The sequence below is a fragment of the Salinisphaera sp. SPP-AMP-43 genome, from assembly GCF_049568105.1.
Classification (GTDB): Bacteria; Pseudomonadota; Gammaproteobacteria; order Nevskiales; family Salinisphaeraceae; genus Salinisphaera.
In genome coordinates this window covers 2,546,971-2,571,456 of the sequence record NZ_CP145335.1, presented here as the reverse complement: position 1 = coordinate 2,571,456, position 24,486 = coordinate 2,546,971, and the positions used below count along the sequence as shown (strand labels likewise).

Annotated in this window: 17 protein-coding genes; 16 read left to right on the top strand and 1 reads right to left on the bottom strand. The window is 62.0% G+C overall.

What is annotated here, in order from left to right; genetic code table 11:
• Position 1 precedes the first annotated feature (1 nt).
• The 16 genes from V5738_RS10915 to V5738_RS10840 all read left to right on the top strand — a co-directional run bounded on the left by V5738_RS10915 (position 2) and on the right by V5738_RS10840 (position 24,268).
• Positions 2–694, top strand: a complete 693-nt coding sequence (locus V5738_RS10915) for a hypothetical protein (RefSeq protein ID WP_423820832.1) — start codon at positions 2–4, stop codon at positions 692–694.
• Entirely contained in the window at positions 691–1,332 is a 642-nt protein-coding gene (locus V5738_RS10910) for a DUF6682 family protein (RefSeq protein WP_423820831.1), read from the top strand. The genes V5738_RS10915 and V5738_RS10910 overlap by 4 nt, the downstream gene beginning before the upstream one ends.
• Positions 1,332–2,528, top strand: a complete 1,197-nt coding sequence (locus tag V5738_RS10905; protein ID WP_423820830.1) for an Ig-like domain-containing protein — start codon at positions 1,332–1,334, stop codon at positions 2,526–2,528. The genes V5738_RS10910 and V5738_RS10905 overlap by 1 nt, the downstream gene beginning before the upstream one ends.
• Positions 2,525–5,974: an Ig-like domain-containing protein gene (locus tag V5738_RS10900; RefSeq protein WP_423820829.1), complete on the top strand. Its 3,450-nt coding sequence runs from the start codon at positions 2,525–2,527 to the stop codon at positions 5,972–5,974. The genes V5738_RS10905 and V5738_RS10900 overlap by 4 nt, the downstream gene beginning before the upstream one ends.
• Entirely contained in the window at positions 5,974–7,563 is a 1,590-nt protein-coding gene (locus V5738_RS10895; RefSeq protein ID WP_423820828.1) for a hypothetical protein, read from the top strand. Before V5738_RS10900 ends, V5738_RS10895 begins: the two co-directional genes overlap by 1 nt.
• On the top strand, positions 7,563–9,050 hold the full coding sequence (locus V5738_RS10890; protein ID WP_423820827.1) for a phage tail tip fiber protein: 1,488 nt from the start codon (positions 7,563–7,565) through the stop codon (positions 9,048–9,050). Before V5738_RS10895 ends, V5738_RS10890 begins: the two co-directional genes overlap by 1 nt.
• Positions 9,050–9,337: a hypothetical protein gene (locus V5738_RS10885; protein ID WP_423820826.1), complete on the top strand. Its 288-nt coding sequence runs from the start codon at positions 9,050–9,052 to the stop codon at positions 9,335–9,337. Before V5738_RS10890 ends, V5738_RS10885 begins: the two co-directional genes overlap by 1 nt.
• A gap of 74 nt (positions 9,338–9,411) precedes the next feature.
• On the top strand, positions 9,412–10,050 hold the full coding sequence (locus tag V5738_RS10880; protein ID WP_423820825.1) for a hypothetical protein: 639 nt from the start codon (positions 9,412–9,414) through the stop codon (positions 10,048–10,050).
• Between the two features lie 15 nt (positions 10,051–10,065).
• Positions 10,066–10,221, top strand: a complete 156-nt coding sequence (locus V5738_RS10875) for an LPXTG cell wall anchor domain-containing protein (protein WP_423820824.1) — start codon at positions 10,066–10,068, stop codon at positions 10,219–10,221.
• A gap of 102 nt (positions 10,222–10,323) precedes the next feature.
• Entirely contained in the window at positions 10,324–10,899 is a 576-nt protein-coding gene (locus V5738_RS10870; protein WP_423820823.1) for a hypothetical protein, read from the top strand.
• A complete protein-coding gene (locus V5738_RS10865; RefSeq protein ID WP_423820822.1) occupies positions 10,886–11,338 on the top strand; it encodes a hypothetical protein in 453 nt (150 codons plus the stop codon). The genes V5738_RS10870 and V5738_RS10865 overlap by 14 nt, the downstream gene beginning before the upstream one ends.
• Positions 11,335–12,033: a hypothetical protein gene (locus V5738_RS10860; RefSeq protein WP_423820821.1), complete on the top strand. Its 699-nt coding sequence runs from the start codon at positions 11,335–11,337 to the stop codon at positions 12,031–12,033. Before V5738_RS10865 ends, V5738_RS10860 begins: the two co-directional genes overlap by 4 nt.
• Positions 12,030–12,509 carry a hypothetical protein gene (locus tag V5738_RS10855; protein WP_423820820.1) on the top strand — a complete coding sequence of 160 codons (480 nt, stop codon included), beginning with the start codon at positions 12,030–12,032 and terminating at the stop codon, positions 12,507–12,509. The genes V5738_RS10860 and V5738_RS10855 overlap by 4 nt, the downstream gene beginning before the upstream one ends.
• A gap of 1 nt (position 12,510) precedes the next feature.
• On the top strand, positions 12,511–12,774 hold the full coding sequence (locus V5738_RS10850) for a bacteriocin (RefSeq protein ID WP_423820819.1): 264 nt from the start codon (positions 12,511–12,513) through the stop codon (positions 12,772–12,774).
• Between the two features lie 9 nt (positions 12,775–12,783).
• Positions 12,784–14,166 carry a hypothetical protein gene (locus V5738_RS10845; RefSeq protein ID WP_423820818.1) on the top strand — a complete coding sequence of 461 codons (1,383 nt, stop codon included), beginning with the start codon at positions 12,784–12,786 and terminating at the stop codon, positions 14,164–14,166.
• A complete protein-coding gene (locus tag V5738_RS10840) occupies positions 14,156–24,268 on the top strand; it encodes an LPD38 domain-containing protein (RefSeq protein ID WP_423820817.1) in 10,113 nt (3,370 codons plus the stop codon). Before V5738_RS10845 ends, V5738_RS10840 begins: the two co-directional genes overlap by 11 nt.
• Here V5738_RS10840 and V5738_RS10835 read toward each other — a convergent pair.
• On the bottom strand, positions 24,259–24,423 hold the full coding sequence (locus tag V5738_RS10835; protein WP_423820816.1) for a hypothetical protein: 165 nt from the start codon (positions 24,421–24,423) through the stop codon (positions 24,259–24,261). The genes V5738_RS10840 and V5738_RS10835 overlap by 10 nt on opposite strands.
• Between the last annotated feature and the right edge of the window lie 63 nt (positions 24,424–24,486).

Below are 24,486 nucleotides of genomic sequence, written 5' to 3'. Positions count from 1 at the left end.
AATGACCGCTGTATCGTCGCTTCGGCCGCGTGTTGCTGCCGAGGCGGCGAACTGCCCCAATCCGGTTATCGATCGGGCGTTGATCGATGCGGCGCGTGAACTGTGCAGCGCCGCGCCGATCTGGCGCGACACCATCTTGGTCGATCCGCGCAATGACGGCGATGAGCTATCGCTGACCGCGCAGACCGATACGATCTATAGCGTGCCCGAGGCACGTTTCGCCGCGAACCTGCCACAGGCCTATGCCGCGCTCCACGAGATCGAGCAGGCCTACGGCGAGGCGGTCGAGCACTGCGACGGCGAGATGGTCCGCGTGATCCCGCCGGGCGTGACCGTCAACGATCGGCCGTTCATCCAATACACCCTGACATCGCAGCGCGTTTTGAAGGTGCTGCGCGATCCGGGCGAACCGTTGACCGTGCATGTCTCGGTACGCCCGACCCTGAATGCCACCACGCTGTCCGACCAGGTCGCGCTCGACTATTCGGAGGGCATCGTATCTGGCGCGCTCTACCGGCTGCTGCGCCAAGCCGGGCGTGTCTGGGGCAATCCCCAGATGGCGCTTTATCACCAGCGCGCGTTTCGCAAAGCCCGCGCCGATGCGATCTGGGCAACTACGCGAGGCTTCGAGGCCGGCAGCGTTCGGGCCGCGCCACGCGCTTTCGCGGGCTTTCATAACGGAGGCCGCGCATGAACGCCCAGCAGATCATCGACAGCGCCCGCGAGACGTTGCTCGACGACGGCACGTTCTGGCCGACGACCGAACTGCTCGGCTACGTCAATGAAGCCCAGGCCGAGATCGTCTCGATCCGGCCGACGGCTTGCGTCAAGACCGAGTCTGTCGCCCTGAATGCCGGCGCCCGGCAATCCATGCCGAGCGGCGCTCGTCGCTTGATCGACATCATGCGCAACGAGTCCGGCGCGGCGATCACCGCGGTCGATCAGCGCGATCTCGACCAGATGGCGCCCGGCTGGCCGCAAGCCACAGCTACGAAAACGATCGAGCACTACTGCTACGACGAGCGAGCGTCAGACGTGTTCTACGTCTACCCGCCGGCGGCATCCGGCGCGCGCGTCGAGATGAGCTATGCCGCCAGCGTCGACGACGTGACTTCGGCTGGCCACGCGATCTCGATCGACGACAGCTATCGCGCCGCGCTCGTCGAGTACGTGCTCTATCGGGCGCACTCGAAAGACACCCAAGCCGCCGTGCCGCAACGCGCGCAGGCGCACTACCAACAGTTCGCCCAGATGATCGGCCTGCAGCGTCAGTCCGAGCGTCGTATCTCAGCCGGCGAGCCCGATCCGAACAACCCGCGGGAGCTTCGCTGATGTTGCCTACCTTCCCATTGACGGTCGATCTCAACGCGCCCACCAAGGACTCGCCGCTGGCCGGCGCGACCGTGGTCGCCTTACTCGATCGCGACGAGACCGACGGCACCGGCTATGTCGTGCGCCGTCGTGTTGAGGCCAAGACCGACAACAGCGGTAAGGCCGTGCTGTCGTTGTGGCCGAATACGCGCGGCTCGGGCCAGAGTCAGTACGTGCTGTTCGCCGTCGGCGCCGACAATACGTCGCTATTCGAGGTGTTTCTGCACATGCCGGCCCGGGCGTGTAGTGCCGCCGAAGTCACCGGGCCGCCGATCCCCAAGGATGTGCCGCTCGACGATCAGTTGCGCGCCGATATCCAAGCGATCCGCGCCCAGATCGTCAACGACAAGCAGGCCATCGACCAGTCTAAGGCCGACGCCCAAACCGCAGCGACCAGTGCCGCGAGCGCTGCCAATCAGGCGGGCAGCCGCGCCGACCAGGCCGGCACGCAAGCTTCAGCTGCCGCTGCCAGCGCCGCATCGGCCCATCAGGCAAAGCAGGATATCGAAGGGCTGCTCAATTCGATCCCGAACGGCGGCCCCTACATGCTGCCGCCGCCGACCAGTGGCGGCCCGTATGTTGCGACAGCCGACGGCCAGTGGGTCGCGCTGTCCGATTATCTGAGCGATACCGGTGGCAATACCGGCAGTGGCCAAACTGTGCCGACGATCACGCTCGACGATCTGAGCACGAACGTCGCCTCGCCAGCGCTGTCCGGCACGGTATCCGATGCCGTTTCGACGGTCACAGTCGTGATCACGGCCGGCGGCAATACGGGCACTTATCGCGCGACGAACAACGGCGATGGCACCTGGCGCCTAGCGGCCGGCGCGCTGCCATCGCTGGCTGCGGGCAGCTATTCGCTCATCGCGACCGTGACCAATAGCGCCGGTACTGGCCAGGACGCGGCGACGCTGACGATCGCAACGCAGCCCGCGCTGACGGTCAGCCTGAACGATCTGGTGACCACGGACGACACGCCGACGCTGACCGGCGCCGTAAGTGACCCCAATGCACAAATCAGCGTCGATATCACGCCGCGCCAGTCCCTCGCAGTGACGATCAGCGACCTGAATACCAACGATTCCACCCCCACTCTGAGCGGCACCGTCAACAACCCGGCCGCGACCATCGATGTAGAGGTAGTTCCCGCATGAGCACGCAAGGCACGAACAACGGCGATGGCACGTGGGAGGCCACGCTAAACGAAATGGCGCCTGGCACATATCCGGTTACTGTCATCGCCACTGATCCGAACACAGGTGAGTCAGTTTCCGATACGGCTACGCTAATAGTGCGCAATACGGCCTCGCAGCCGGTTCTCGCAGCCGACGACGTGACGAGCGCGGCCGCGTCTCCGACTCTAACGGGCCAGATCGACGACCCCGATGCTGTTGTTGTGGTGACGATTCCGATTAACGGGACGCCACGGGACTACGAAGCGACGAACAACGGCGATGGCACCTGGGTTCTTGAGGCCGGCACATATCCCGATCAGGACGAGGGTCGGCATCAGCTAGACGTAATTGCGACTGGTGCCGGCGGAAACGACAGCGCGACGATGGTGCTAACCATCGGCTCTGCGACATCCAACGATGGGCGCCTCGCTCTGGCGTTTGATGACGTTCCGAGTACGTCGCTAGGCAGCTCTAAAAGCCTCAGCAACACGAGCGGCAGCAAGCGCTCGCTGTTGTTTTTCATGCGGGTTGATGAAATCAGCGAGGGCGTGGCCTTCCCGCTTGCGATGGGCGGGACGTACGGTGGCACCCGCGTGCTGATTAAATCCGATGGCACATGGCAATTTCTGTTTACCGGCAACGCAAACGGCACCTCCACCTGGGCCCAAATCGACGCGAGCGGCCAATCCGGGGTTACGGACGGCTGGGCGGCTTTCGGCATTGTCTCGGATAGCGATAATGGCACCGTCACGGGATACATGGCGCCCCTGAATGGCGCCGCGGTCGAGATTTTTAAACTGGACGAATTTCGCGACAGCTCGGGCTATATGGGGAGCGCGAACTTGTCGATCAACGAGCCGCACTATACCCGCGTCTCGCGTTACGGTGACAAAAGCGACTCGCATTTCATCGGCGCGATCACTAACGTCGCATATCTGACTGACCAGGCTGTAACAGCGTCCGACGTGGAAAATTTGGCCTCAGGAGCCAGCACGATTCGCGACATTCAGCCCACGCCGTTCTCGCACTGGACGCTGGACGGGCCGGACGACCTGGTCGATCGCGGCATCGCCGGCAATGACCTTGTCCTTTCTGGGGACTTGCTCGACTCGACAAATGGCCCGTCAATTCTGCCAGCGGGCAGCAACGTTTCAGACCTCGAGGATCAGTACCGTTTCGATAACGACTCTGGTTCTGGCAGCGGAGCAAACGACAGCGGCAGCACTGGCGACGGCCCGGCTGATAGCGACTCTGGATCTGGTTCGACGCGCGTTACTGCGCAGGGCGCAACTATTACGTCGAGCGAGCCTGCCCCAGATCTGTCCGGCGCGATTGAGCCGGCCGATAACGACGTCCTCATCACGATCAAAAACGATGAGGGCGTTACGGTGCATAACGCTGTCAACGACGGCTCAGGGGGGTGGACTCTGGCTGGCGGCACATACGGAGGCTTTGGCAGCAATGCAGCGGGCACCTTCCGGATCTCGGTCGCCACCTATGACGCAGATGGCAACGGTTACTATGCGCACCCATCGATGTTCGTTGAGGGAACCGAGACGCCGCTCAAGGGCAGCAAAAACGACATCGTGCTCGACCACTCCCGTATCTACGACACCGCCGCCAAGCTGCCTAGTCAGCTGACGAGCATGGCCAGTATATCGAACTATGAGCCGTCGCCAGATCGTGTAATCGGCGAGCGAAGCCCGATCGACACATGGCCGCATTTCAATCCGCCTGCATCAGACCCGGGTGATCTGCCGACCATGCGAGTGGTCTTTGATGATCGTGATTCCGGTGAACGCTGGGAACTGGACGACGTCCCGATCGGCTTGACGCCGATCAAGCGCCCTGATGGCAGTGACCACGAAAACGTTGTGGTCTGTCGTTATCGGGATTGTGTGCTACTGGAAAACTGCTGGCATGACAGCGACGGTGAATACGCCGGTAACTATGAGGTCTACGTCAACGGAGAGCTGGTCTTCTCGGAAGACGAGATTTTCCTTTTCCGGTGGTATCGAACCGTGCCGGTTCGCGATGGCCAGCCTCAGCTGCCGTGGCATCCAATCGACCCGACAATCGTGCCCGCATACGATTATTCGCTAGAGGGCTCGCTCGACGAATCGTTCTACGAGGACGCGATTTCCGGCAATACTAGCGTCAATTCTAATGGCCAGATCTATTATCTGGACATGAACATGCAGGGCCTGCACTGGTATATCGGCCCGCTGCCGGCGAGCGACACGCAGTTCATCATTCAGCCGAACGCCCGCACCGCGACGGGCTGCCGCCAGACGACCGACTTTTCGGCTGCGTACGAGGTTCACGTCCGAGACCGGGCGACTGGCCGCCCGCTGAAATACACGGATCGCCCGGAATATGATCGGGATGTTGACCTTGTGACATCCATCGACGAAAACCCGTCGAACAAATTCAATCAGGCCCACAGTCCGGGCTGGGCGTATGTCGCAGCCCTGGCAACGGGGTCGGACTTCGATCGTGAGCAGGCGGCGTTCTACGCCAATGCCGCACTTTGGCGGCAGGCCGGATACCGGAACTATGACGAGTGCCGCGTCATGGACAGCCAGCCGCGAACCTATGGCTGGTGTTTGCGCAGCCTGCTACTTGGCGCACTGGTTGCGCCCGATGACATGCAGGACTATTTCAATACGGTCATGAATAATAACCGTGATCGCCTGCTGCATCTCTATGGTGAAGACGGCGTTAAGTGGAACCCTCTGCACGCGAGCCTCGGTGGCGCTTCGACTAATCACGGCGACAATGACGCGATTACGTTCTGGGAGGACGACTACATACATGCTGCTGTCGACTTCATTGTCGAGATGGGGTACACGGACTGGTCGCCGATCCGTGATTTCTTTTGCACTCAGAACGTTATGCGGTTTAGCGAAATGTGCTACCAGTTCTCGTCTGAGTATGATTTGCAGGTGTGCAACACATCGTTTGGGACAATCTCGGTGGACACCTATCCGGATGCTCTGAAGTTGGATCACCACAATTATGATGGGTATATCGGTGGCGAGGTTTGCGGCACATTCGCGCATGGCAAAGATTGCGACGTCGGCGACTTTGGCGATTATCCGGGCTCCCCAACCGGCTATGCAGCTCAGATGCAGCCATCCCTGGCTGGTGCCGTAAACGCTGAGCTGAACGGCGCTGACGAGGCATGGGATGTCTTCATGAGCCAGCGTTCGACTTACCCAAATTTTACGAGGCAACCGCAGTTCGCCGTCGTGCCGGTGTCTCGGGCTAGCTACCCCAGCCGAGATTACTCGACCACATTCGATATTGATCCGTCCGCATTTGTTGATGGCCAGGGCAACAATGATCGGTATGAGTGGCATTACGGCGAGGGGGGTTATGACGATATCAACGCCAAATACCATTCGGATGATCCGAACAACTGATGCGCCTTACCATCGAGCAGTTCGCGGGCATGGTCCCGCGGGCTGCGGCTCGTCTGCTGAATGCGAGTCAGGCCCAGGTCGCGCGCAACGCGCGGCTGGAGTCGGGCGACATTGAAACGTGGCGGGGCCTGGCGCATGTCCACAATCTGGCCAACCCGGCCAGCACATCGATCTATCGATTTGCCGGCCAATACTGGTTCGAATGGACCGGGGTCGTTGACGTTGCTCGCGGACCAATCCCGGGCGATGCCAGCGAGCGGACCTATTTCACCGGCGCGGGCCAGCCGAAATTCACCGATAACGAGCTAGCAATCAGCGGCGACCGATATCCGGCAGTGGCCTACGACCTGGGTCTACCGGTGCCGGGGTCATCGGCCGGGGTGAGCCCATCTGGCGAGGCCGAGGACGACGACCCGGCGTTGATCGAGACACGGGCGTACACGTACACATATGTCTCGAAATACGGCGAAGAATCCGCGCCAGCCCCGGCCAGCGATCTTGTCGATGTCGCCCCCGGCCAGGCCGTGGATGTCTCCGGGTTTTCGGTGCCGTCTGGCCAGTTCGTCGTCGATACAATCCGGATCTATCGCACGGCGACTAGTGGATCGTCGACCATCTACGAGTTCGTTGACGAAATCGCTGCCACGGCGAGCAGCTACAGCGATACGGTCGATACCGATGCGCTGGGCGAGCAGCTGGAGACCGACGACTGGATACCGCCGCCCGAGGATATGCATTCGCTGGTCAGTTTGCCGAACGGGATGTTGGCCGGGGCGTCCGGGCAGGACATCTGCGTTTGCGAACAGTATGTGCCACACGCGTGGCCGGATGCGTATCGGCATACGGCCGATGCAACAGTGGTTGCCCTGGGCGTGATCGACAATGCACTGATCGTGCTCACCGATCGCGAGCCGTACGTTCTGACCGGGTCCTCACCGGCATCTATGACGATGACCAAAATCGGCACGGCCGATTTCGCGTGCGTGTCGAAACGGGGTGTCGCCGATGTGCCAGGGGTGGGCGTGATTTTCCCGACAGCCAACGGATTGGCCGGCGTCACGACCAGCGGCACAGGCAATTTGACCGAGCAATACCTGACGCGGGAGCAGTGGCACGCCTATAACCCAGCGACAATGATCGGATTAGCCCATCGTGGCCGATACTTCGGGTTCCAAGATGGCGGCTGTCTGGTCTATGACCCGGCAAACCAGTCACTCTACGAACTGGATCAGGCCATCGCCGGCGGTTACCGCGACCCGGAGACCGACACGCTGTATCTGATCGTCGGCGGCGAGATCATGGCGTGGGATGGCGGCGACGATGCGTTCGGCGATTACCGGTGGCACTCGAAGCAATTCCAGCTGCCCGCGCCGCGGGCGCTGTCGGTCGCGCGGGTGCGCGCGGCAGAGTACGAGAACGTGCGTCTGGCTGTAATCGCAGACGGCCAGCAGATCGATAGTGTTCGCGTGTACGGGCCTCAGCCGTTTCGCATTCCAATCCGCCGCCGCGCCCGCTATTACGAACTCGTTGTCGCAGGCACGTCGCGCGTCTATCGAGTGGATCTAGCCGAGAGCCAGGACGATATCTGATGCCAGCGAAGGGCAAAACCGCAGCGATCCCGGCGCCCACCGGCGTCAAAGACCTGGCTGCTCAGCGTGCGCTCTGGGCGATCTACGACAGGCTGCAGAATTTCGATCCGCAGCAGCTCAAGCGGGATACGCAGCGCATCGCGCAACAGGCGGGCGCCCAAGCAAGCGGTAACGACACGACGCCAGTTCGGCCGAATGTCCCGCAGAATCTGCAGGCCACTGGTATATTCGGCGCGATCATCCTGCAGATCGATGGCATGCCCGGCGGGGCCGCGGCGATCGAATGGCTTGCGGCGCCCGAAGACGACTTATCAAAAGCTAAAGTCGTCGGCCAGTCCGCGATCCCACTGTTCAAGCACTACGTCGGCGACAACGCGACGAGATGGTATTGGTGCCGGGCGGTTGGCCGCGGGGCGAGTCCACTGCGCAGTGCGCTCAATGCGACTGAGGGTACGAAGGGGCAGTCGGCCCAGGACCCGACTTTTCTGCGGGAACAGCTCAAGAACGCGATTTCTCAAGACGATCTAGCCGAAGACCTGACAACCAAGATATTCGACCAGGGCGGCGACAATCTGCTGGCGCATGGGTATTTCCCGAACGCCGAAGGTAACAGCGGCTGGGGTCGGCCATTGGTTTCAGTGTCAGGGCAGCCGTTCCCTGCAGCAGTCGAGGTGTCATCGCGTGACGCATACGATAGCGACGGCTGGTTCCCGGTAAACCCGGGCGAAACTCTTTTCTTTAGCTGCTGGATTAACACCACTGATGCTGAAGTGCCGTGCAATTTTGGCATTAACGTTGTCGGCGACGGAGGCGAGCACGACTGGTTGCCGGCGACGTCCGCTGGAACCGGTGAAGACTGGGGTCAGCACCGCGGCACTAGAAAAGTCCCATCGTGGGCAACCCGGGCGCGCGGCTGGATTCAGATGCCAGACCGGCCGGACAATTACGGCAAAGCGCAAGTCGCGAACATGCGGATTGCGCGGGCTCAGGCTGGAGCTGATGTGACCGCGGAATCCTCTTCGGTCGTTGAGCTTACCAAGTCGGTCGATAATGTTTCGGCACAGGCGATGCTAAAGGTCGAGTCTAACGGCGTAGTCGCTGGCATCGGCGAAGCGGTCGGCCCAACCGGCAAAGACGGCGTCACACAAAGCCGGATATATTTTGCAGCTAATCGAATCGCGTTCATAACCGATATCAACGACGGTATCGATAACGCATCGTTCCCGCTTATCGCTCGCGGTAAAAAAGTGGTGATCAACACCGCTTTAGTCGAAAACGCCACGATCGTCGACGCCCATATCAAGAGCGTGGGCGCAAACAAGGTCGTGGCCGACAACCTATCTGCGATCAGCGCGGATCTTGGCACTGTGACCGCCGGACGCATGCGAACCGTCACCAATGACGGCCGTGTCGAAGTGCGGCCCGATGGGGTTTTCGTGTATGACGGCAGCGGCTCGCTTCGGGTTGAGCTCGGGAGGCTCCACTGATGGCCGAATATGGCCTGCGCGTCCGCAGCCCGGCCGGTGTGTACACGCTGACGCCGGACGATCGGATTTCGCGCATCATTGGGTCTGTTGATACCGGTACGTCAAGCGGCTCGCATTCCGACAGCCGGCTACGCGACGGGGAGCCGTTCTTTTTTCTTGTGCCGCATTACCGATCGGGCGAGGTATTTTCGAATGTCAGCGTGAGCATCGATCACTCGGGACTGTCTTGGAAATTTCAAAATCCGAGCAGCGCGGTCAACTATACGATTTATTACGGGCTGTACTAATGCCGCATTACGGGATTAGGGTCAGAAATAGAAATAACGTTGTTCAGATCGATGATCGATACGCGAACCTGATTATGACGCAGGCGGTGCGTTGCGATTTCCAGAAGCTGGACCCGGTTTATCGCCCTGAATCCACCGAATCACAAACAATCACGGTGCCAGACAAGCCGCACGTTCTGGCGATTCAGTCGATCAGCACGAATACGACGTTTGCGCCGCAGCCGACGACTGGCCGGGGCAGCAACGGCGAATATCGATATTACGTTCGCCCGACTGACAACATTGAGTCAAGTTGCCGCGTGTTCGTGTTCACTGGCTTTGATGCAACAGCCGACGAGGAATACGGCTTGAGAATCAGCGGCGGCAGCCGTCCGGCATTCGTCAGCAGCAGACCCTACATGCGAGTCGCGGGCCAATTCTCAATAAACGCGGGCGACGGCTATGGGTCGCACACGATGTCAGATGGCAGTCGCGAATACGCAGCCGCGATCATGTCGTTTTCCTGTGAAACCCGGCAGATGCAGGGCCAATTGCCGGGCAACGAAGGGGTGTATTACTACGACGCATCTCTATGCCGCGGAGTGCAAACCAATGGCGCAACGATTGATATTGCATCCGACGTTGTGTCCCTCGTCGGAAGCGGCACCGATGTCGATACAGGAAGATTTGAGCAAACGAGCGTGCTCGTGATTGATGTCACAGATTTGTATTAACCGAAGGAGCCAAGCATGTACACATTAATTTTCACCATCGTGGGTCTGGCACTCGTTGCCGGCGGGACTGCTGTCTATATCCGAAGCCGGAAAAACGAAAATGGCGAAGACGGCGGCTCAACGGAAGGTGGCGCTCCGTCCAGGGGAGCCCGAAAACATCGATTGAAATAGCGTAGACCGATCCTAGCCCCGTGTTGCCGCACTTGGTATAGTGCGGAGCAGAATCAGACAAACTATCCAGACCGCCCGCGAGGCGGTTTTTTTGTGCGCGCTATGAACAACGATCTCCTCTCGACCGTTCTGGATAACGACCCGGCGGCCGTGGGGATGGTGCGCCAGATCGCCGCGGTGCTGGATGCCTGGGCCGCGCTGGATGATCGGGAGACGTTGCTGGCTGCGGCCTGGGCCGCGCTGGTCGAGATCCCGAGCAATGCGTTCTATCGGCGCCACGAGTCGAGCCTACGCCCGATGTTGCGCCAGATGCTGGCCGATACCCAGGTCAGTCGGGTGCTGGCCGCCGATGGGCCGCACGGCCAGACGCTGGCGTTTGTGCTGCGCGATGGCATCGTCGGGCTGGTCCAGCACTGCGCGCTCCTAGTCGGCGGCTATGACTGGATGACGCGGTGCGCCCCCGAGATCCGTCGGGGCTTTCAGAGCATGCCGCTGACCGATTTCCTCGACCGATGCCAGGCTGCGGCACCAACGATCGACCTCGATACGGCGACCAAGGCCGAGCTGGTCGATTTCGCGCGCGCCCAGTATGGCGTCGAGCTCAACAGGCGAGATCGAGCCGACGATCTTCGCGCGCAAGTTCGCGCCTTGACGGAGCCCAACGATGACGCAGCGTGAGTTTCTGTCGCGGGTTTTGGGCGGCAATGAGTCCGCGGTAGCGTTCTGTGAGCGGGCATTTCGGATCTCGCAGAACATCGACGATCTGTACGACGGCGACAAGGTGGTCGACGACCCCAAGCGCGATGCGCTGATTTGGGACATGCTCGTCGGCCTGCCGGATAACCCGTTCTATCAGGCCCATTTCGACACGCTGCAGCCGCTGATCCGGGCCGCGCTCAGCGACTGGATCGATAGCACGACTCTCGAGTCCGGCGACGACCACGAGGTGTCGCTAGCGTTTGTACTGCGCGATCAGCTGACCGGTGTGGTTAGCCAGTGCGCATACCTAGTCGGCGGCTATCAGCATATGCGCAATGTGTCGGTCGAAATTCGGCGCCATTTCCATAATGAGCGTTTAGACGATTATCAGGCGTCACTGCAGGAGAGGGCGCCATGAGCGGCGACAGCGGCGGTTCCCGTGTTGAAGAAACCGAGGCCCAACAGGAGCAGTCGCGCATTGCGATCGACCGCTACAACGATTACCAGCAGCGATTTGCGCCGCTCGAAAATCGATTGATGGGCGAGGTCCGTACGACGCCGGCAGAATACGACCAGGGCACGGGCAATGCCAATGCAGCAGCCGAGGCACAGTTCGCAAACTCGCGCGATCAGTACGATCAGCAGGAGTTCGCCCGCGGCGTCAACCCGGCGTCGGGTGCCTACGTGTCGGGCATGGGCGGCCTGAAACGATCTGAGGCGCTGGGCACAGGCGAGAATATGGCCTCAGCAGGGCAGGCGCTTTCTGATCAGGAGGCCTACGGCCTGATGGGAGTGACCCAGCTGGGCCGCGGCCAATCAACCGACGCATTCAATCAGTACGGCCAGGCCGCAAACAGCGCTCAGAGCCAGGCGGTCAGCGATGCCCGCAACGCCCTCAACGAGAGCCTGGCCAACCAGCAGACATTCGGACAGCTGACCGGCGCCGGCGCATCGATCGCAGGCCGCGGCCTGCAGAGCATGGGGTCTAGCCAGGCCGCATCTGGTCAGCAGGCCGGCATGCCTAGCGGCGGCTACGGTGGTGGGAATAGCGGCAATGCCAGTAGCGGGCTCACCACAACGCCGAGCTATTCGGCAGGGACGCGGTACACATGAGTGGCGAAGATCCGGAATATCAGGCGACAGGATCGGGCCTGTATGAGCCGAACAACCAGCCCGAGTACACGCCCGACATGCTTGAGGCGAACTGGGGTGATGAGTCGGCGGCCGAGAATCAAGCCGATCTCGCGCGCGCGCAGTACGACGACTATAAGAGCCGGTTCGTCCCGGTCGAAAACGAGGTTATCGACTCGGTCGGCAACCGCCAGACCTACGCCGATAATGTCAACCGCGCGGCCGGCGCCGTCAGCCAGGGCTACGAGACCAGCGCCGGCGAATACCAGCGCGGCCTGTCGCGCTACGGCGTGACACCAACCGATGACCAGGTGGCCAACCAGAAGCGCCAGATGGGGCTATCAGCTGCCGCGGCCACAGCCGAGGCGGCAAACCGAGCCCGGACTAGCACGAAGAATCGGAACATGCAGATTCTAGGCGGCGGGCTGGCCCCGCAGAAACCAACTATGGATCAGTGATATGGCAGGCGGACTCGTCGGCACTGGGCGTGCCTATAAACAACAGGCGCTTCACGGGCTCAACCAGACTGCACGGCAGACTCAGCAGCGCGAGCAGGAAAACGAGCGCCTAGAGCAGCAGCAAGACCAGGCCCAAATGTCGTCGATCGGTTCTGGCGTTGGCGCGGGCGCATCGATCGGGATGGTGGCCGGCGGCCCGGTCGGGGCCGGTATTGGCGCTATAGCGGGTGGCGCGATCGGCTTCCTCGGCAACGAGCTATTTTAGGAGCTGGTCATGGCGGGACTACAGGGTTTTGGTGCCGGCTTGTTGCAAGGCTACGAAGCGGCTGATCGCATCCAAGATCGTCATGCTGCCCGTGAGCAGAAGCAGGAACGTATCGATAACCAAGAGCGGTATCGACAGCAGCGCTTAGGTATGCAGCAGCAGCGCATGAATGCACGCCAGGACGAGCGCGACTATCAGCACGATCGTGACGACGTTGCCGATGAGCGTTGGCAGAAAGAGTTCGGCCTTAAGCAGTCGCAGCAGGAAGCCCAGAGCGAGCGCGCCGATGCCCGGCTGGGGATCGCCCGGCAGCGCGCGAATATAAGCGCGCGGAACGCGGCGACCCGGGCCAAGATGAGCGAGGTTCAGCTGGCGCACGAGCAGCGCAAGCAGCGCGAGGCTGAAAACCGACGCTATCTGTCGGCCGCGACGCAAGAATTGCAGGCCAACGGGGTGACCCAGCGTTTCCGCGATCTGTCGCAGAAGGGCGGTGTGGATGTCGATAACATGCTCAACCCCGAGTGGCAGCAGGCACGCGAGACGATCACGGCCGGGCTGCAGGGCGGACCGGTCAGCCGCAAGTCCATGGTCGATGCCGGGAACACGTTCTTCCATGACCGCATCGAGCGGATGGTCGGCCAGAAGACCAAAGACGGTAAAGAGATCGTCCGCACCAAGCTCAACGATTTCTACCCGGGGCCAGACGGCGATAAGGCCGTCATGGACCTGGATGTCTGGACCAAGGACAAGAACGGCAAAGTCTCCAAATACACAGCTCCGGCCACGTCGAATCGACGGTCCGATGACGACTATGTGCTGCAGGTGCCGATCGATCAACTCGTCGGCCACGTCAAGGCCATGGACACGGCGAACAAGGCGATCGATAAGCGCAAACTGGCCAGCGTTATCGACCAGCAGGCCACGCTTAATGGCGGCGGACCAAGCGCTGATGCCGGCCAATCCGGCGAATGGAAATCAGCGGGTCAAGGTCTTATTTATAACGACAAAACGTCACAAACAAAAAGGCTCCCCAAAGTCAAAGATGAAGGCGAGCGGTACGTTAAAGCGGTCGATTTCGCTAACGATGAAATCGAAAGTCGGCGCAAATCAGGTCGCCTCTATGATTCGAATGGCGAGCCGTATAACGACAATCAGATTCAGCAGCTTAGATTAAAGCTGCGTAATCAATACCTGCGGGATACTGATCCCGAAGCCAGCAGCAATGGCGACAACATACCGGATTCCGGCGGGCCGAATAGCGGCAGCGATCAGGTGGTTATCAAAGGCGACCCGCAGCACGGCGATATCACGGAATCCGATATCCAGACCACGATGGAAGAAACCGGCATGAGCCGCGATCAGGTCATGGAGCGCCTGCAGAATGGGGCGTAATCTGTTCGCCGACTCGGGCGATACCGTGTCCAGTCCGGCTGCGAAACCACGTAAAGGGCGCAATCTGTTCGCCGGTGATACGGCCGACCGCGCTTTCGGCCTCGGCGCTACCGGCCCAAAGCGTACGCCGTTCCTGCAATCCGACGCGGCCTCGCCCGAGATGCAGACCATCGCACGCGACGGCGCGCGCGACCCGGAGCAGGCGACGTTCACGAACGTCGAGCCCGCCGATCCGGATCCCGCCCGGGCACTAGATCACTCCATCGCCGAGAACAAGGATTCGATGGATGCCCTCGACGGCGACCAGATGATCGGCGAGGCATACGGCGCAGGGGCCGGCCAGAGCGATCCGGCTGCAGCGGATGCGCCAAACCGTTCAGATCTGCCCGATCCGAGTCGGCCGCGTGACAGTTTTCTCGAATCCGTTTGGAAGGGTATCCAGAATGTGCCGGCCCAGCTGGAGTCGTCGGCGATCGGCATGATGCGCGGCGCAGCGGAAAGTGGCGCCAGCGCGCCGAGTGAGGCCGGGGCCGCGCCGGCTGGGGCTGGCATCATGAGCGCGAACGATCCGTCTTTGATGATCGCGCACGATGCGCGTGCCAAAGCGCTGGGCCTGTCGAAAGACGAGGAAAAGCAACAGCGCGAAGATATCGCCAAAGCGGCCAACGACCAGAAGCTGGTCGGCGACGTGGCCACGCACCTACAGGACAAGCTGACCCGCGAGATCGAGGCCAATCAGCCGAACGTGCCGAAATACTCGGCCGCCAATCTCGGCTACATGATCTCGAACTCGGCCGGTCAGATGGCGCCCACAATCGCGGCCGGCGCGATCAACCCGGCGCTCGGTGCCACGCAGATGTTCACGCAGGTGGCCGGGCAGCAATACAGCCAGTCGCGTGCCGAAGGTCGATCGAAAGGTCAGGCCGCGATGGACGCCGGTGTCTACGGCGCCTCTGAGGCGCTCACCGAGATTCCGCTGCTCAAGCTGATCGGCGAGGGCGGCAAGAACATCATCGAATCGACGATTCGCGGCACCGCGCTGGAAGGTGCCGGCGAGGGCATCAATCAGGTGACCCAGGATCTATACGATGCCGGCGTCGATCCGGACAGGACCATAGGCCAGGCGCTCCAAGATCCCGATGAGTGGGGCAGCATCGGCATGGCCATGCTGGCCGGTGGCGTCATGGGTGGCGGCCTGGGTGCAGCCAGTGGCGCATCGCGCTCGGCGCTGGGCCAAAACGAGCAGACGGGCGACACGCCCGATGCCACCCCCGCGGGTAATTCACTTGAAACGGAGACCTCCGATGCAGAAGAAGCAAGTCAAGGGCATGGGCCAGGACAGCGAGCATCAGTCGATGATGCAGTCCAAGGCCCAGAAGCTGAAGCCCCACAGCAACGCGAAGCCGGTGGGCGGCCCGAACAACGTGCCGGGCACGTCGGGCAGCCAGCACCAGCCGAGCAACCGCAGCTAGATGCGGCTTCGGAAGCGCCCTCTACGGAGGGCGTTTCTCATTCGGCCGCCCGCGCGCCGGTCGATGACGCTGCCGATACGGCGGCTGAGTCGCCGACCAACGACACGCCGACGCCGACCGACGCTCAGAAGGCGGCCGGCAATTACAAGAAGGGCAGCGTCCAACTGGCTGGCCTCAATGTCGCAATCGAAAACCCGCACGGCTCGACCCGTTCGGGCACGGATGCCGACGGCAATCGCTGGCGATCCAAGATGCACGGCCACTACGGCTATGTGCGCGGCACCGAGGGCAATGACGGCGACGCAGTCGACGTGTTCATTAAGCCGGGCACGCGCGACGCGGATACCGCTTATGTCATCGACCAGCACAACGACGACGGCTCATTCGACGAACACAAAACCGTCATCGGCGCCGATAGCATCGATGACGCGCGCGAGACGTATCGCGCGAACTATCCGAAAGGCAAGGCTGGCGACCGAACGGTCACCGCCATGCCCATGGATCAGTTCAAAGACTGGCTCAAAAATGGCGACCTGAATCAGCCGGCCGCCCCGCAGCGCAAAGCGCCGCCCAAGAGTTTGAAGAAAGCGGACCGCGAAGCGCGCGCTCGAGAACAGCAGGAGGCGACGGCCCAGCAGGCGACCGAGCAACAATCGACCGACGATACGCCGCCCTGGCGGGTGCCGCGCGCGGCGTTCTACCGCGACCCGGACCACGCCGGGGACGATCACGAGAAAGCAGTGCGCGATGCGCTGGACCGCGGCGAACGCGTGCCGGCTGATGTCATGGTCGACTATCCCGAGCTTGCCGAGAGCCGCGCCCCTGAGCCGCCAGCAGAACAGGGCAGCGGCCAAGAGGGACAGGCCGCAGCGGACGATGACGGCCGCGCGCCAGGGGTAGAGGGGCAGGCCAGCAGCCGGGGCCGACAAGTCAGCGTCGGACGCGGTAACAAGATCGACGTGCAAGGCGATTTTGTCGACGCTGCCGATCTGGTCGCGTCGAACACGGCTCAGGGCAACCGCAATCCGAGCTACCCCGAGGCGCTGCAGCCCCGTGACCGGTCGCGCGTATCGGGCCGGGCCCAGGTGGACCAGATCAGCCGGAATATCGATCCGGAATTGCTCGACGACACGGCCAAAGCCAGCGATGGTGCGCCGATCGTGGGCCACGATAACGTGGTCGAATCCGGAAATGGTCGGGTAGCCGCCATTCGTCAGGCGTACGACACGGGCCGCGGCGATAGTTACCGTCAGTTTGTCCAGCGCAAGGCGCGTCGTGAGGGCGCCGATATTGCCGGCATGGAGCAGCCGGTTTATGTCCGCCGTCGGTCGACGCCGATGGACGATGACCAGCGCGCCGAGTTTGCCCGCCAGGCCAACCAATCGGACGTATCGCAAATGAGTCCGGCCGAGCAGGCGCGGACCGATGCCTCGCGATTGAACGACGACGATATGGCTCTGTTCGATCCCGGCGAGTCCGGCAATGTCCTTGCCCGATCGAACGATGCGTTCCTGCAACGCTTCGCCGAGCGTACCGGCGATGTCGAGAATCTGCGCACCGGCGACGGCCGCTGGAACAAGCGCATGGCCGACCGGGCCCAGGCTGCCGTATTCGACAAAGCCTACGGCGATCCGCGTTTGCTTGAGGCCGCCACGGAAGAAGCCGATCCGGCGATGCGAAACGTGCTATCCGGGCTACAACAGGCCGCGCCCGCATTTGCGCGAGCTGGCCGCGATGGTGATCTAGATACGGCCGGCAAGCTAACCGATGCGGTTGAGCTTGTGCGGGATGCGCGAGCGCGTGGCCAGGACGTCGGCGAGCGCCTGTCGCAGACCGATGCGTTCGGCGAGATCGACCCGGACACCGCCGAGATCGCGCGGCTGATCGATGCCAACAAGCGCAGCGGCAAGCGGCTGGGGCTTTATTTCACGCGCCTGGGGCAACTGACCGAACAATACGAGCGCCAGGGGGCGGATCGACTGTTTGGTGATACCGTGACCACGGGCGATATCGTCAACACCGCAGGGCAGACCGATGGCATCCAGCAAGCCGAACAAGCCGACGAAACGACAGATATTCCAGGCGATACATCGACAAGCGATCGCGGGCGCGAACCGCCTGGACGTCAACGAACCGAAACTGACAACGCCCCCGCCACAAGATCGAGCCCGCCGAAATCGCTGAAGCGCGCCGACCAGGCCCGCGCCACGCTCGGCGCAGACGTCGGCGATGTGGTGACGCCCTCGGAGAATATCGGCACCAGCCGGGCCGGCACGCCCTACCGGATCGATGCCATAACCCAGGGCGGCGAGGTCGAGATCACCAGCACCGACAGCGGCGGCCATGGCCTCTGGACGCGCGCGGATCTGATGCGCGCCCGCAATCGCGGCATCACCTTCGACAAGACATCGAACGAACCCGGCCCAGAGCCGGGTTTTTCATTAGACGCCCAGCAAGCCGCGCCCCAGCCCTCGGAGGCCGACCCGCAGCCGTTCGCCGATCTGCTCGGCGACGACACCCGCAACGCCCAGGCCGTGGCTGACGAGACCCGCAGGCGCGATGCGAAACGCTCGCCCGGCGAAGACGTGCCGGCCGATCTTGACGGCGGCCTGTTCGCGCGCCAGACGCAGGACATTGAGGACACGCCGCTGATGTCGCGGGCGGCCAAGCCGCAGACCGAGACCGAAGCCTTCAAGCGCTGGTTCGGGAATTCGAAAGTCGTCAATGACGATGGATCGCCGCGCGTGGTCTATCACGGCACGGTCGGCGACTTCCATTCCTTCGACCGCGGACGGCTGGGCGAAAACACCCAGTCCACGAGTTCCAAGGATGGGTTCTTTTTCACGTCGACCGAGCGTACGGCGCGCTCCTATGCCGACTATGGCGCCACCGAGGCGCGTGTCGAGCGGTTGCGCTCTGAAGCGCAGGCGGCCGACGAGCGCGGCGACGATGCAGCATACGATCGCCTGCTGGATGAGGCCGACGCACTGGAAGAACAGATCCAGCGCCCCGAAGGCCGGATGAATGGCCAGAACATCATGCCGGCGTATCTGTCGATTCAGAACCCGCTGGAAATCGACGCCCGGGGGGAGACACCCGAGGGCATCGGCGGCATTGATCCGCTAATCCGCAAAGCCAAGGCGCGTGGCCATGACGGCGTAATCATCCGCAACTTCGATGACGCGGCCGGCCTGGCTGACGAGATCGCCGATCACTACATCGTATTCCGGCCCGAACAGATCAAGTCAGCGACTGGCAACCGCGGCACGTTCAGCCCGGACGATCCGGACATTCTCGCGGCCCGTGCCTATCATGGCACACCGCATAGATTTGATCGGTTCAGTCTGGACGCGATCGGCACTGGGGAAGGCGCGCAAGCATTTGGCTGGGGGTTGTATTTCGCCGGCGATCGAGAAATTGCGGATTTCTATCGCTCTAAGCTGTCTCGTCGCAATAGCGGGAATAGCCTCACCGAAGATATGCAACAACTGCGTATTGATGGTGAACCTTTGCTTCACCGTTTCCCGATCGAATCGGATCGAAACATCATCGAGCATGTCGAGAACGGTGATCGTGGCTCGCAATTCGATCGCGCCGCGCAGCAGCTTGAGACGTGGAATATGCTCGCATCGGATGACAGCTATCCGATGCAAGACTATGCAGCCGATAAGGCCGATGCTTGGTCTGGGCTGTTGAACGCGATCCGAGACGGTGCCCGTCTTCGGTCAGGCGGTAACGGCAACCTTTATCAGGTCGACGTGCCGGACGCATCCGAGCTTATGGATTGGGATGCGCCGCTCACCGAGCAGCCCGAAGCGGTGCAACAAGCCCTAGCCGAATACGATCCGGACAGCTACTCCGAAGAGGGCGACGATTACGATCCGACGGAGCGTGGCCAAAGCATCTATCAGCGCCTGGTCTCGACCCAGGGCGGCGACCGAGCGGCCTCGCAAATGCTCGATCAGGCGGGTATTCCCGGCCTGCAGTATCGAGACGCCAACAGTCGCACCGGCTCGCAGGATTCTCGCAATTACGTGATCTGGGACGAGGATCGTGTGACCGTCGAAGCGGTCAACGATGAGCTGCGCCAAGCGGCGATTCAGGCATCTAGGGGCAGCGATTCGTCGTATACCCAATCTGACGCGCTATCGCCCGAGCCGACCGAGCAGGAGTCCGCAGATGTCGAAACGCTTCAAGCCGCGCTCCGACAATACCTCGGACGAGACGACATCAAGTTGCGTCCTGCCGCCGGGGTGTCCTCGGAGTCTGCATCTACAGCCCGAGGACTTGCGCCCCTGTTCGGAAAGCGGGTCGCGTTCTTCGAAACGGCCGACACGGACGCGCGATACTTCAACGCGCTAGCGCTGCCCGGCAATAGCGATGTCGTCTATATCAACGCCAATGCATCGACGGCACACACGGCGCTGCTCGGCCACGAGCTGACGCACTACATAAAACGCGAACGCCCGGATCTATGGGTGCCGCTCGAGCAGGCCGCCCATCGCAGTCTGCAGAACGAGCCTGAGTATCGCGATTGGCTGAACCGTCAGATGGCGGCCGAGGGGCGACGCGCATCGGATAGCCTCGTTCGCGAGGAAATGATCGCCGACGCCGTGGGTGACCAATTCTTGAAGCCCAGCTTCTGGCAGCAGGTCATGGACCGCGCGCCGGATCGCGACGTTGCACAGCGTATCGCGACGGTGCTGCGTCGGTTCATGGATCGGGTGCTCGATTGGTTGCGGCAACATGGCTTTGGCAGCTCGCGCTACGTCAGCGATATGCAGCGGTTCCGAGATGCGGCGGCTGACGCCTTCGCCGGCTACGCCAGCCCAGAGGTTGCGGCCGCGCAGAATGGTGCGGAGATGGCGGCCAGCCGGGCCAAGCCGCCGGCGGCATTTTCCCCCGAGCCAGGGGTAGCCGATCGATTCCGTCGCGATCTGAAGCGGACCATGGGCAGCCTCAAAACTAACGTCCCGCCGATTGAGGTGACGCGCATGCCGTCAGTACTTCGGGCGCTAGGCATTCGGGATGTGCCAATCACGATTTCTCGAGACGTTGTTCGCAAGGCTACTAACGGAGCGAGCCATGACGTGCCGATGTCGGCGATCGAGCAGCTGCCAGAGGAATTGAATGATCCCTTGGCAGTCTTCGAATCTGCAACGCAGCCCGGCTCGCTTGTCGCACTTACTGAGAAACGCGATGCAACGGGCCGCCCGGTGATCGTCGCTCTGGATCTGCGAAAGAGAAACGGGAAATATGATGTAACCCGTATCGCGTCGGCTTATGGCCGATCGAATCCGCGCAACGCATTTTCGCGTTGGGTTAGCGAGGGGAGACTTCGCTACAAAAGCGAAAGGGCCGATAAATCACCGGTGCTCAAGGGGCTACAATTGCCCAATAGCGTTTCCGGCGACGTCGGCCCTGAGTCATCAGTATTGAGCGAGCGAGACGTTGCGTCAAGAGACGGGCGGCCACGCGCCAGCCGCTCACGCGCAGCGCCCCTGAATAGCTTGCTTCGTCGTGATCGTGAAACGCGCGCCGCCCAGGCCGAACAGGAAGGCGCTACGCAGAGCGATGAAGCTCGATACCCAAACCTCCAGGGCGCCGCAGGTGCGCGTCGCCAGGATCTGCGCTTGCTAGGCCGAGACAATGCCGGCCATACCGTAGCCGCTGGCCGGGTAGTCGATGGTCGCTGGCAGGTCGTTTCGCACACGGGCGACATGCTCGGCTATACCACGGAAACCTATGCTAGCCGCGAAGCGGCCGAGGATGCCATGCGCGGCCAGGGCCTCGACGTGTCGCTAGATGCTCCGCGCGGCCCGGGCGGTCGGCAGGGCGAGTTTCAAGGCAATGATCTGGCTGCCCCGGAGCGCGGTTATTTCGGAGAGATTGGCCAGTTTTTGCAATACAAGGCGCAGGACAAATTCAATGCGTTGAAGCGCCTCCAGGAAGCCGCAGAGGCCCAGCGCGGTGAGCGCCTGGCCGATCAGTCCGACCCCTATATGGCCGAGACCCTGTATCACGGTCAGACCCGCGCGGCCATGGATACGTTCGACGAGAACCAGGTCGACCCGTTGCTGGATGCCCTGCAGAAGACCGGGTTCCGACTGAATAAGTTGACCGACTACGCCGACGTGCCGGCCGAGATTGCCGAACAATTCGGCCATCTGTCAGCGGTCGACGCCTATCTGTACGCCCGGCACGCGCCGGAAGCCAACGCGCGTCTCGAGGAGATCAATCCCGGCGAGTCGGCCATGTCCGGCATGAGCGACGAAGAAGCGTCACAGATCATGGATGCGCTCGAGGCCAAGGGTGAAGGCCAGGCGCTGGCCGATACCGCCGACCGCGTCGATGCCATGACGCAGGGCACGCGCGACCTGCTTGTATCGTCTGGCCTCGAAAAACAGGAGACGATCGATGCATGGGAGGGCGCCTACGAGCATTATGTGCCGCTTAAGGGCGAGCCGGGCGGCCCCGACGAGAACGCCAGCCAGCGCCCGGCCGGTACTGGCCGCGGTTTCGATGTGCGCGGAAGCGCATCGCAGCGCCGTTTGGGCCGTCGTTCGGCTGCGCAGAACATCCTGGCCAACGTGGTATCGGGCCACTACGCGACCATCCGCCGGGCCGAGAAGAACAAGGTAGGCCGGGCCATGCTCCGATTTGCGCAAGAGCATCCGAGCCCGCTTTGGGAAGTGAATCAGCCGATGACCAAGCGCGGCCTGGATCCGGTTACCGGCCTTGTCACCAACCAGCCGGACCCGAGCCAACGCCAGCGCGACAATGTGTTCATCGTGCGCGTCAACGGCGTTGAGCACCATATCGCGTTCAATGAAAACGACGCGCACGCCATGCGGATCGCGTCGTCGCTCAAGAATCTGGGCGCGACCGATATGGGCCTGTTCGTGAAGTCGCTGCATTGGGTCAACGGCAAGCTATCGATGCTCTCGACCTCCCTGAATCCCGAGTTCGTGATCAGCAACTTCGCGCGCGATCTGCAAACGGCATTCGTGAATCTCAACGACACGGACGCTGCCCATCTCAAGCGCCAGATCATGAAAGACGCGGCGTCCGGCAAGTCGTTTCGGGCGATCTGGAACCATCAGCGCGGCGCGCGTGACAGCGAATGGGCGAAGTATTACGGCGACTTCCTTGCCGACGGCGCATCGACCGGCTGGATGCAAGGATACGATTCCATCGATCAGTTCGCCGAAACACTGACCAAGCGCCTTGATCGCGAGAAGCCCGGTAGCTGGCCTTTCGCCAAGCGCCAGGGCCGCAACTTGATGGATTTCGTGGAGCACACGAACACAGCGGTCGAGAACAGCATCCGCCTGTCGGCGTATATACACGCTCGCGAAAACGGTCTGAGCCGGCCGCGCGCCGCACAGATGGCAAAGGAGCTGACGGTCAACTTCAACCGCAAGGGCGAGGCCGGCAACGCGCTGAACGCGTTCTATCTGTTCTACAACGCATCGGTGCAAGGCAGTGCGCGCATCATCAAGGCCGCGGCCACGTCGCCGAAGGCGCGGCGCTACATGACGGCGGCCGTGGCTACCGGTGTCGCCCTCGACATCGCCAACCGCATGCTGGCCGGCACGGACGATGACGGCGAGAATCGGTACGACCGCATCCCGGATTACGTGAAGCAATCCAACTGGATCTTCATGCTGCCGTCGAACGACTCGATGCCCGACTGGGTGCCGGATTGGATGCAAGGCCCTGAGGGCGACTACATCAAGTTCCCGCTCCCGTATGGCTACAACGTTCTGAACTATGCCGGACAGAAGATCGGCCGGGCATTCTCCGCGGCGACCGGTGAGCTCCCGGACTACCACCCCGGTGATGAAGCGGCTGGCCTGGCCATGGCCGCGCTGAACGCCTTCAACCCGATCGGCGCCTCGCCGTCTATCACGCAGCTGGTCTCGCCGACGATCACCGACCCGATCGTGCAATGGGCGGAGAACAAGAACTTTGCCGGCTTGCCGATCCACCCCGAGGCCAGCCCGTTCGGGCCGCCGCCGCCGGCATATACGCAGCATTATTCGGGCGTGCGTCCGTGGTCGCTGTGGGTCACGAAAGAGCTCAATATGCACACCGGCGGCTCAGCCGTCCGGCCCGGCGCGGTGAACGTCAATCCTGAACTGCTCGACCATCTATGGGACTTTGCTACCGGCGGCGTCGGCCGTTTCGCTGCCGAGACCGCCTCGCTGCCAAGCAAAGTGCACGATGCGGTGACGGGCAAGGCCGACATCAACGCCTATGAGGTGCCATTCGTCGGCAAGCTCTACGGCACGCCGCGCGCCGGCGGCTCGCGCGATCTGTACTATGACCGCAGCAACGAAATGCGGATGCTCGAGCAAGAATACGAGCTGGCCCGTAAGGATGGCGACGGCCAGCGTCGAGCCGAGCTTCGACAGAAATTCCCAAACCAGACCCGGGTGCTCGGCCTCTACGACGACGTGAGTAAGCAACTGCGCCGGCTTGGACGTGAAGCCAACAAGGTCGACGCCTCAAAGCTCAGCGATGGCGAGAAAAGCCAACGCTTGGAGCGAATCGACGATGCGCGTGAGCGCCTGTACGAGCGATTCAACCGCCGCTATCGCGAGGTCGTGGTTACGCCTCAATCGTAGAGCGCGAACACGTTGAGCGCGGCGACCAGAAGCAATTCGAATACGAAGATATGCCCGGTCCACAGACAGCCCATAGCAGCGGCTAGTATCGCCAGCGCCTTGCCGTAGCGGCTGCGCCATATCGCGCCTGGCAGACTGATCAGGTCGTAGATCATGCGGCCAGCGTAACCCATGCGTCGTGCAACGCGGTGCAATTTCCGGCACTGGTCAACAGGCCA

Coding starts and splice junctions, on each gene's coding strand:
- V5738_RS10915 (WP_423820832.1), top strand. CDS start 2: ATGACCGCTGTATCGTCGCTTCGGCCGCGTGTTGCTGCCGAGGCGGCG.
- V5738_RS10910 (WP_423820831.1), top strand. CDS start 691: ATGAACGCCCAGCAGATCATCGACAGCGCCCGCGAGACGTTGCTCGAC.
- V5738_RS10905 (WP_423820830.1), top strand. CDS start 1,332: ATGTTGCCTACCTTCCCATTGACGGTCGATCTCAACGCGCCCACCAAG.
- V5738_RS10900 (WP_423820829.1), top strand. CDS start 2,525: ATGAGCACGCAAGGCACGAACAACGGCGATGGCACGTGGGAGGCCACG.
- V5738_RS10895 (WP_423820828.1), top strand. CDS start 5,974: ATGCGCCTTACCATCGAGCAGTTCGCGGGCATGGTCCCGCGGGCTGCG.
- V5738_RS10890 (WP_423820827.1), top strand. CDS start 7,563: ATGCCAGCGAAGGGCAAAACCGCAGCGATCCCGGCGCCCACCGGCGTC.
- V5738_RS10885 (WP_423820826.1), top strand. CDS start 9,050: ATGGCCGAATATGGCCTGCGCGTCCGCAGCCCGGCCGGTGTGTACACG.
- V5738_RS10880 (WP_423820825.1), top strand. CDS start 9,412: ATGACGCAGGCGGTGCGTTGCGATTTCCAGAAGCTGGACCCGGTTTAT.
- V5738_RS10875 (WP_423820824.1), top strand. CDS start 10,066: ATGTACACATTAATTTTCACCATCGTGGGTCTGGCACTCGTTGCCGGC.
- V5738_RS10870 (WP_423820823.1), top strand. CDS start 10,324: ATGAACAACGATCTCCTCTCGACCGTTCTGGATAACGACCCGGCGGCC.
- V5738_RS10865 (WP_423820822.1), top strand. CDS start 10,886: ATGACGCAGCGTGAGTTTCTGTCGCGGGTTTTGGGCGGCAATGAGTCC.
- V5738_RS10860 (WP_423820821.1), top strand. CDS start 11,335: ATGAGCGGCGACAGCGGCGGTTCCCGTGTTGAAGAAACCGAGGCCCAA.
- V5738_RS10855 (WP_423820820.1), top strand. CDS start 12,030: ATGAGTGGCGAAGATCCGGAATATCAGGCGACAGGATCGGGCCTGTAT.
- V5738_RS10850 (WP_423820819.1), top strand. CDS start 12,511: ATGGCAGGCGGACTCGTCGGCACTGGGCGTGCCTATAAACAACAGGCG.
- V5738_RS10845 (WP_423820818.1), top strand. CDS start 12,784: ATGGCGGGACTACAGGGTTTTGGTGCCGGCTTGTTGCAAGGCTACGAA.
- V5738_RS10840 (WP_423820817.1), top strand. CDS start 14,156: ATGGGGCGTAATCTGTTCGCCGACTCGGGCGATACCGTGTCCAGTCCG.
- V5738_RS10835 (WP_423820816.1), bottom strand. CDS start 24,423: ATGATCTACGACCTGATCAGTCTGCCAGGCGCGATATGGCGCAGCCGC.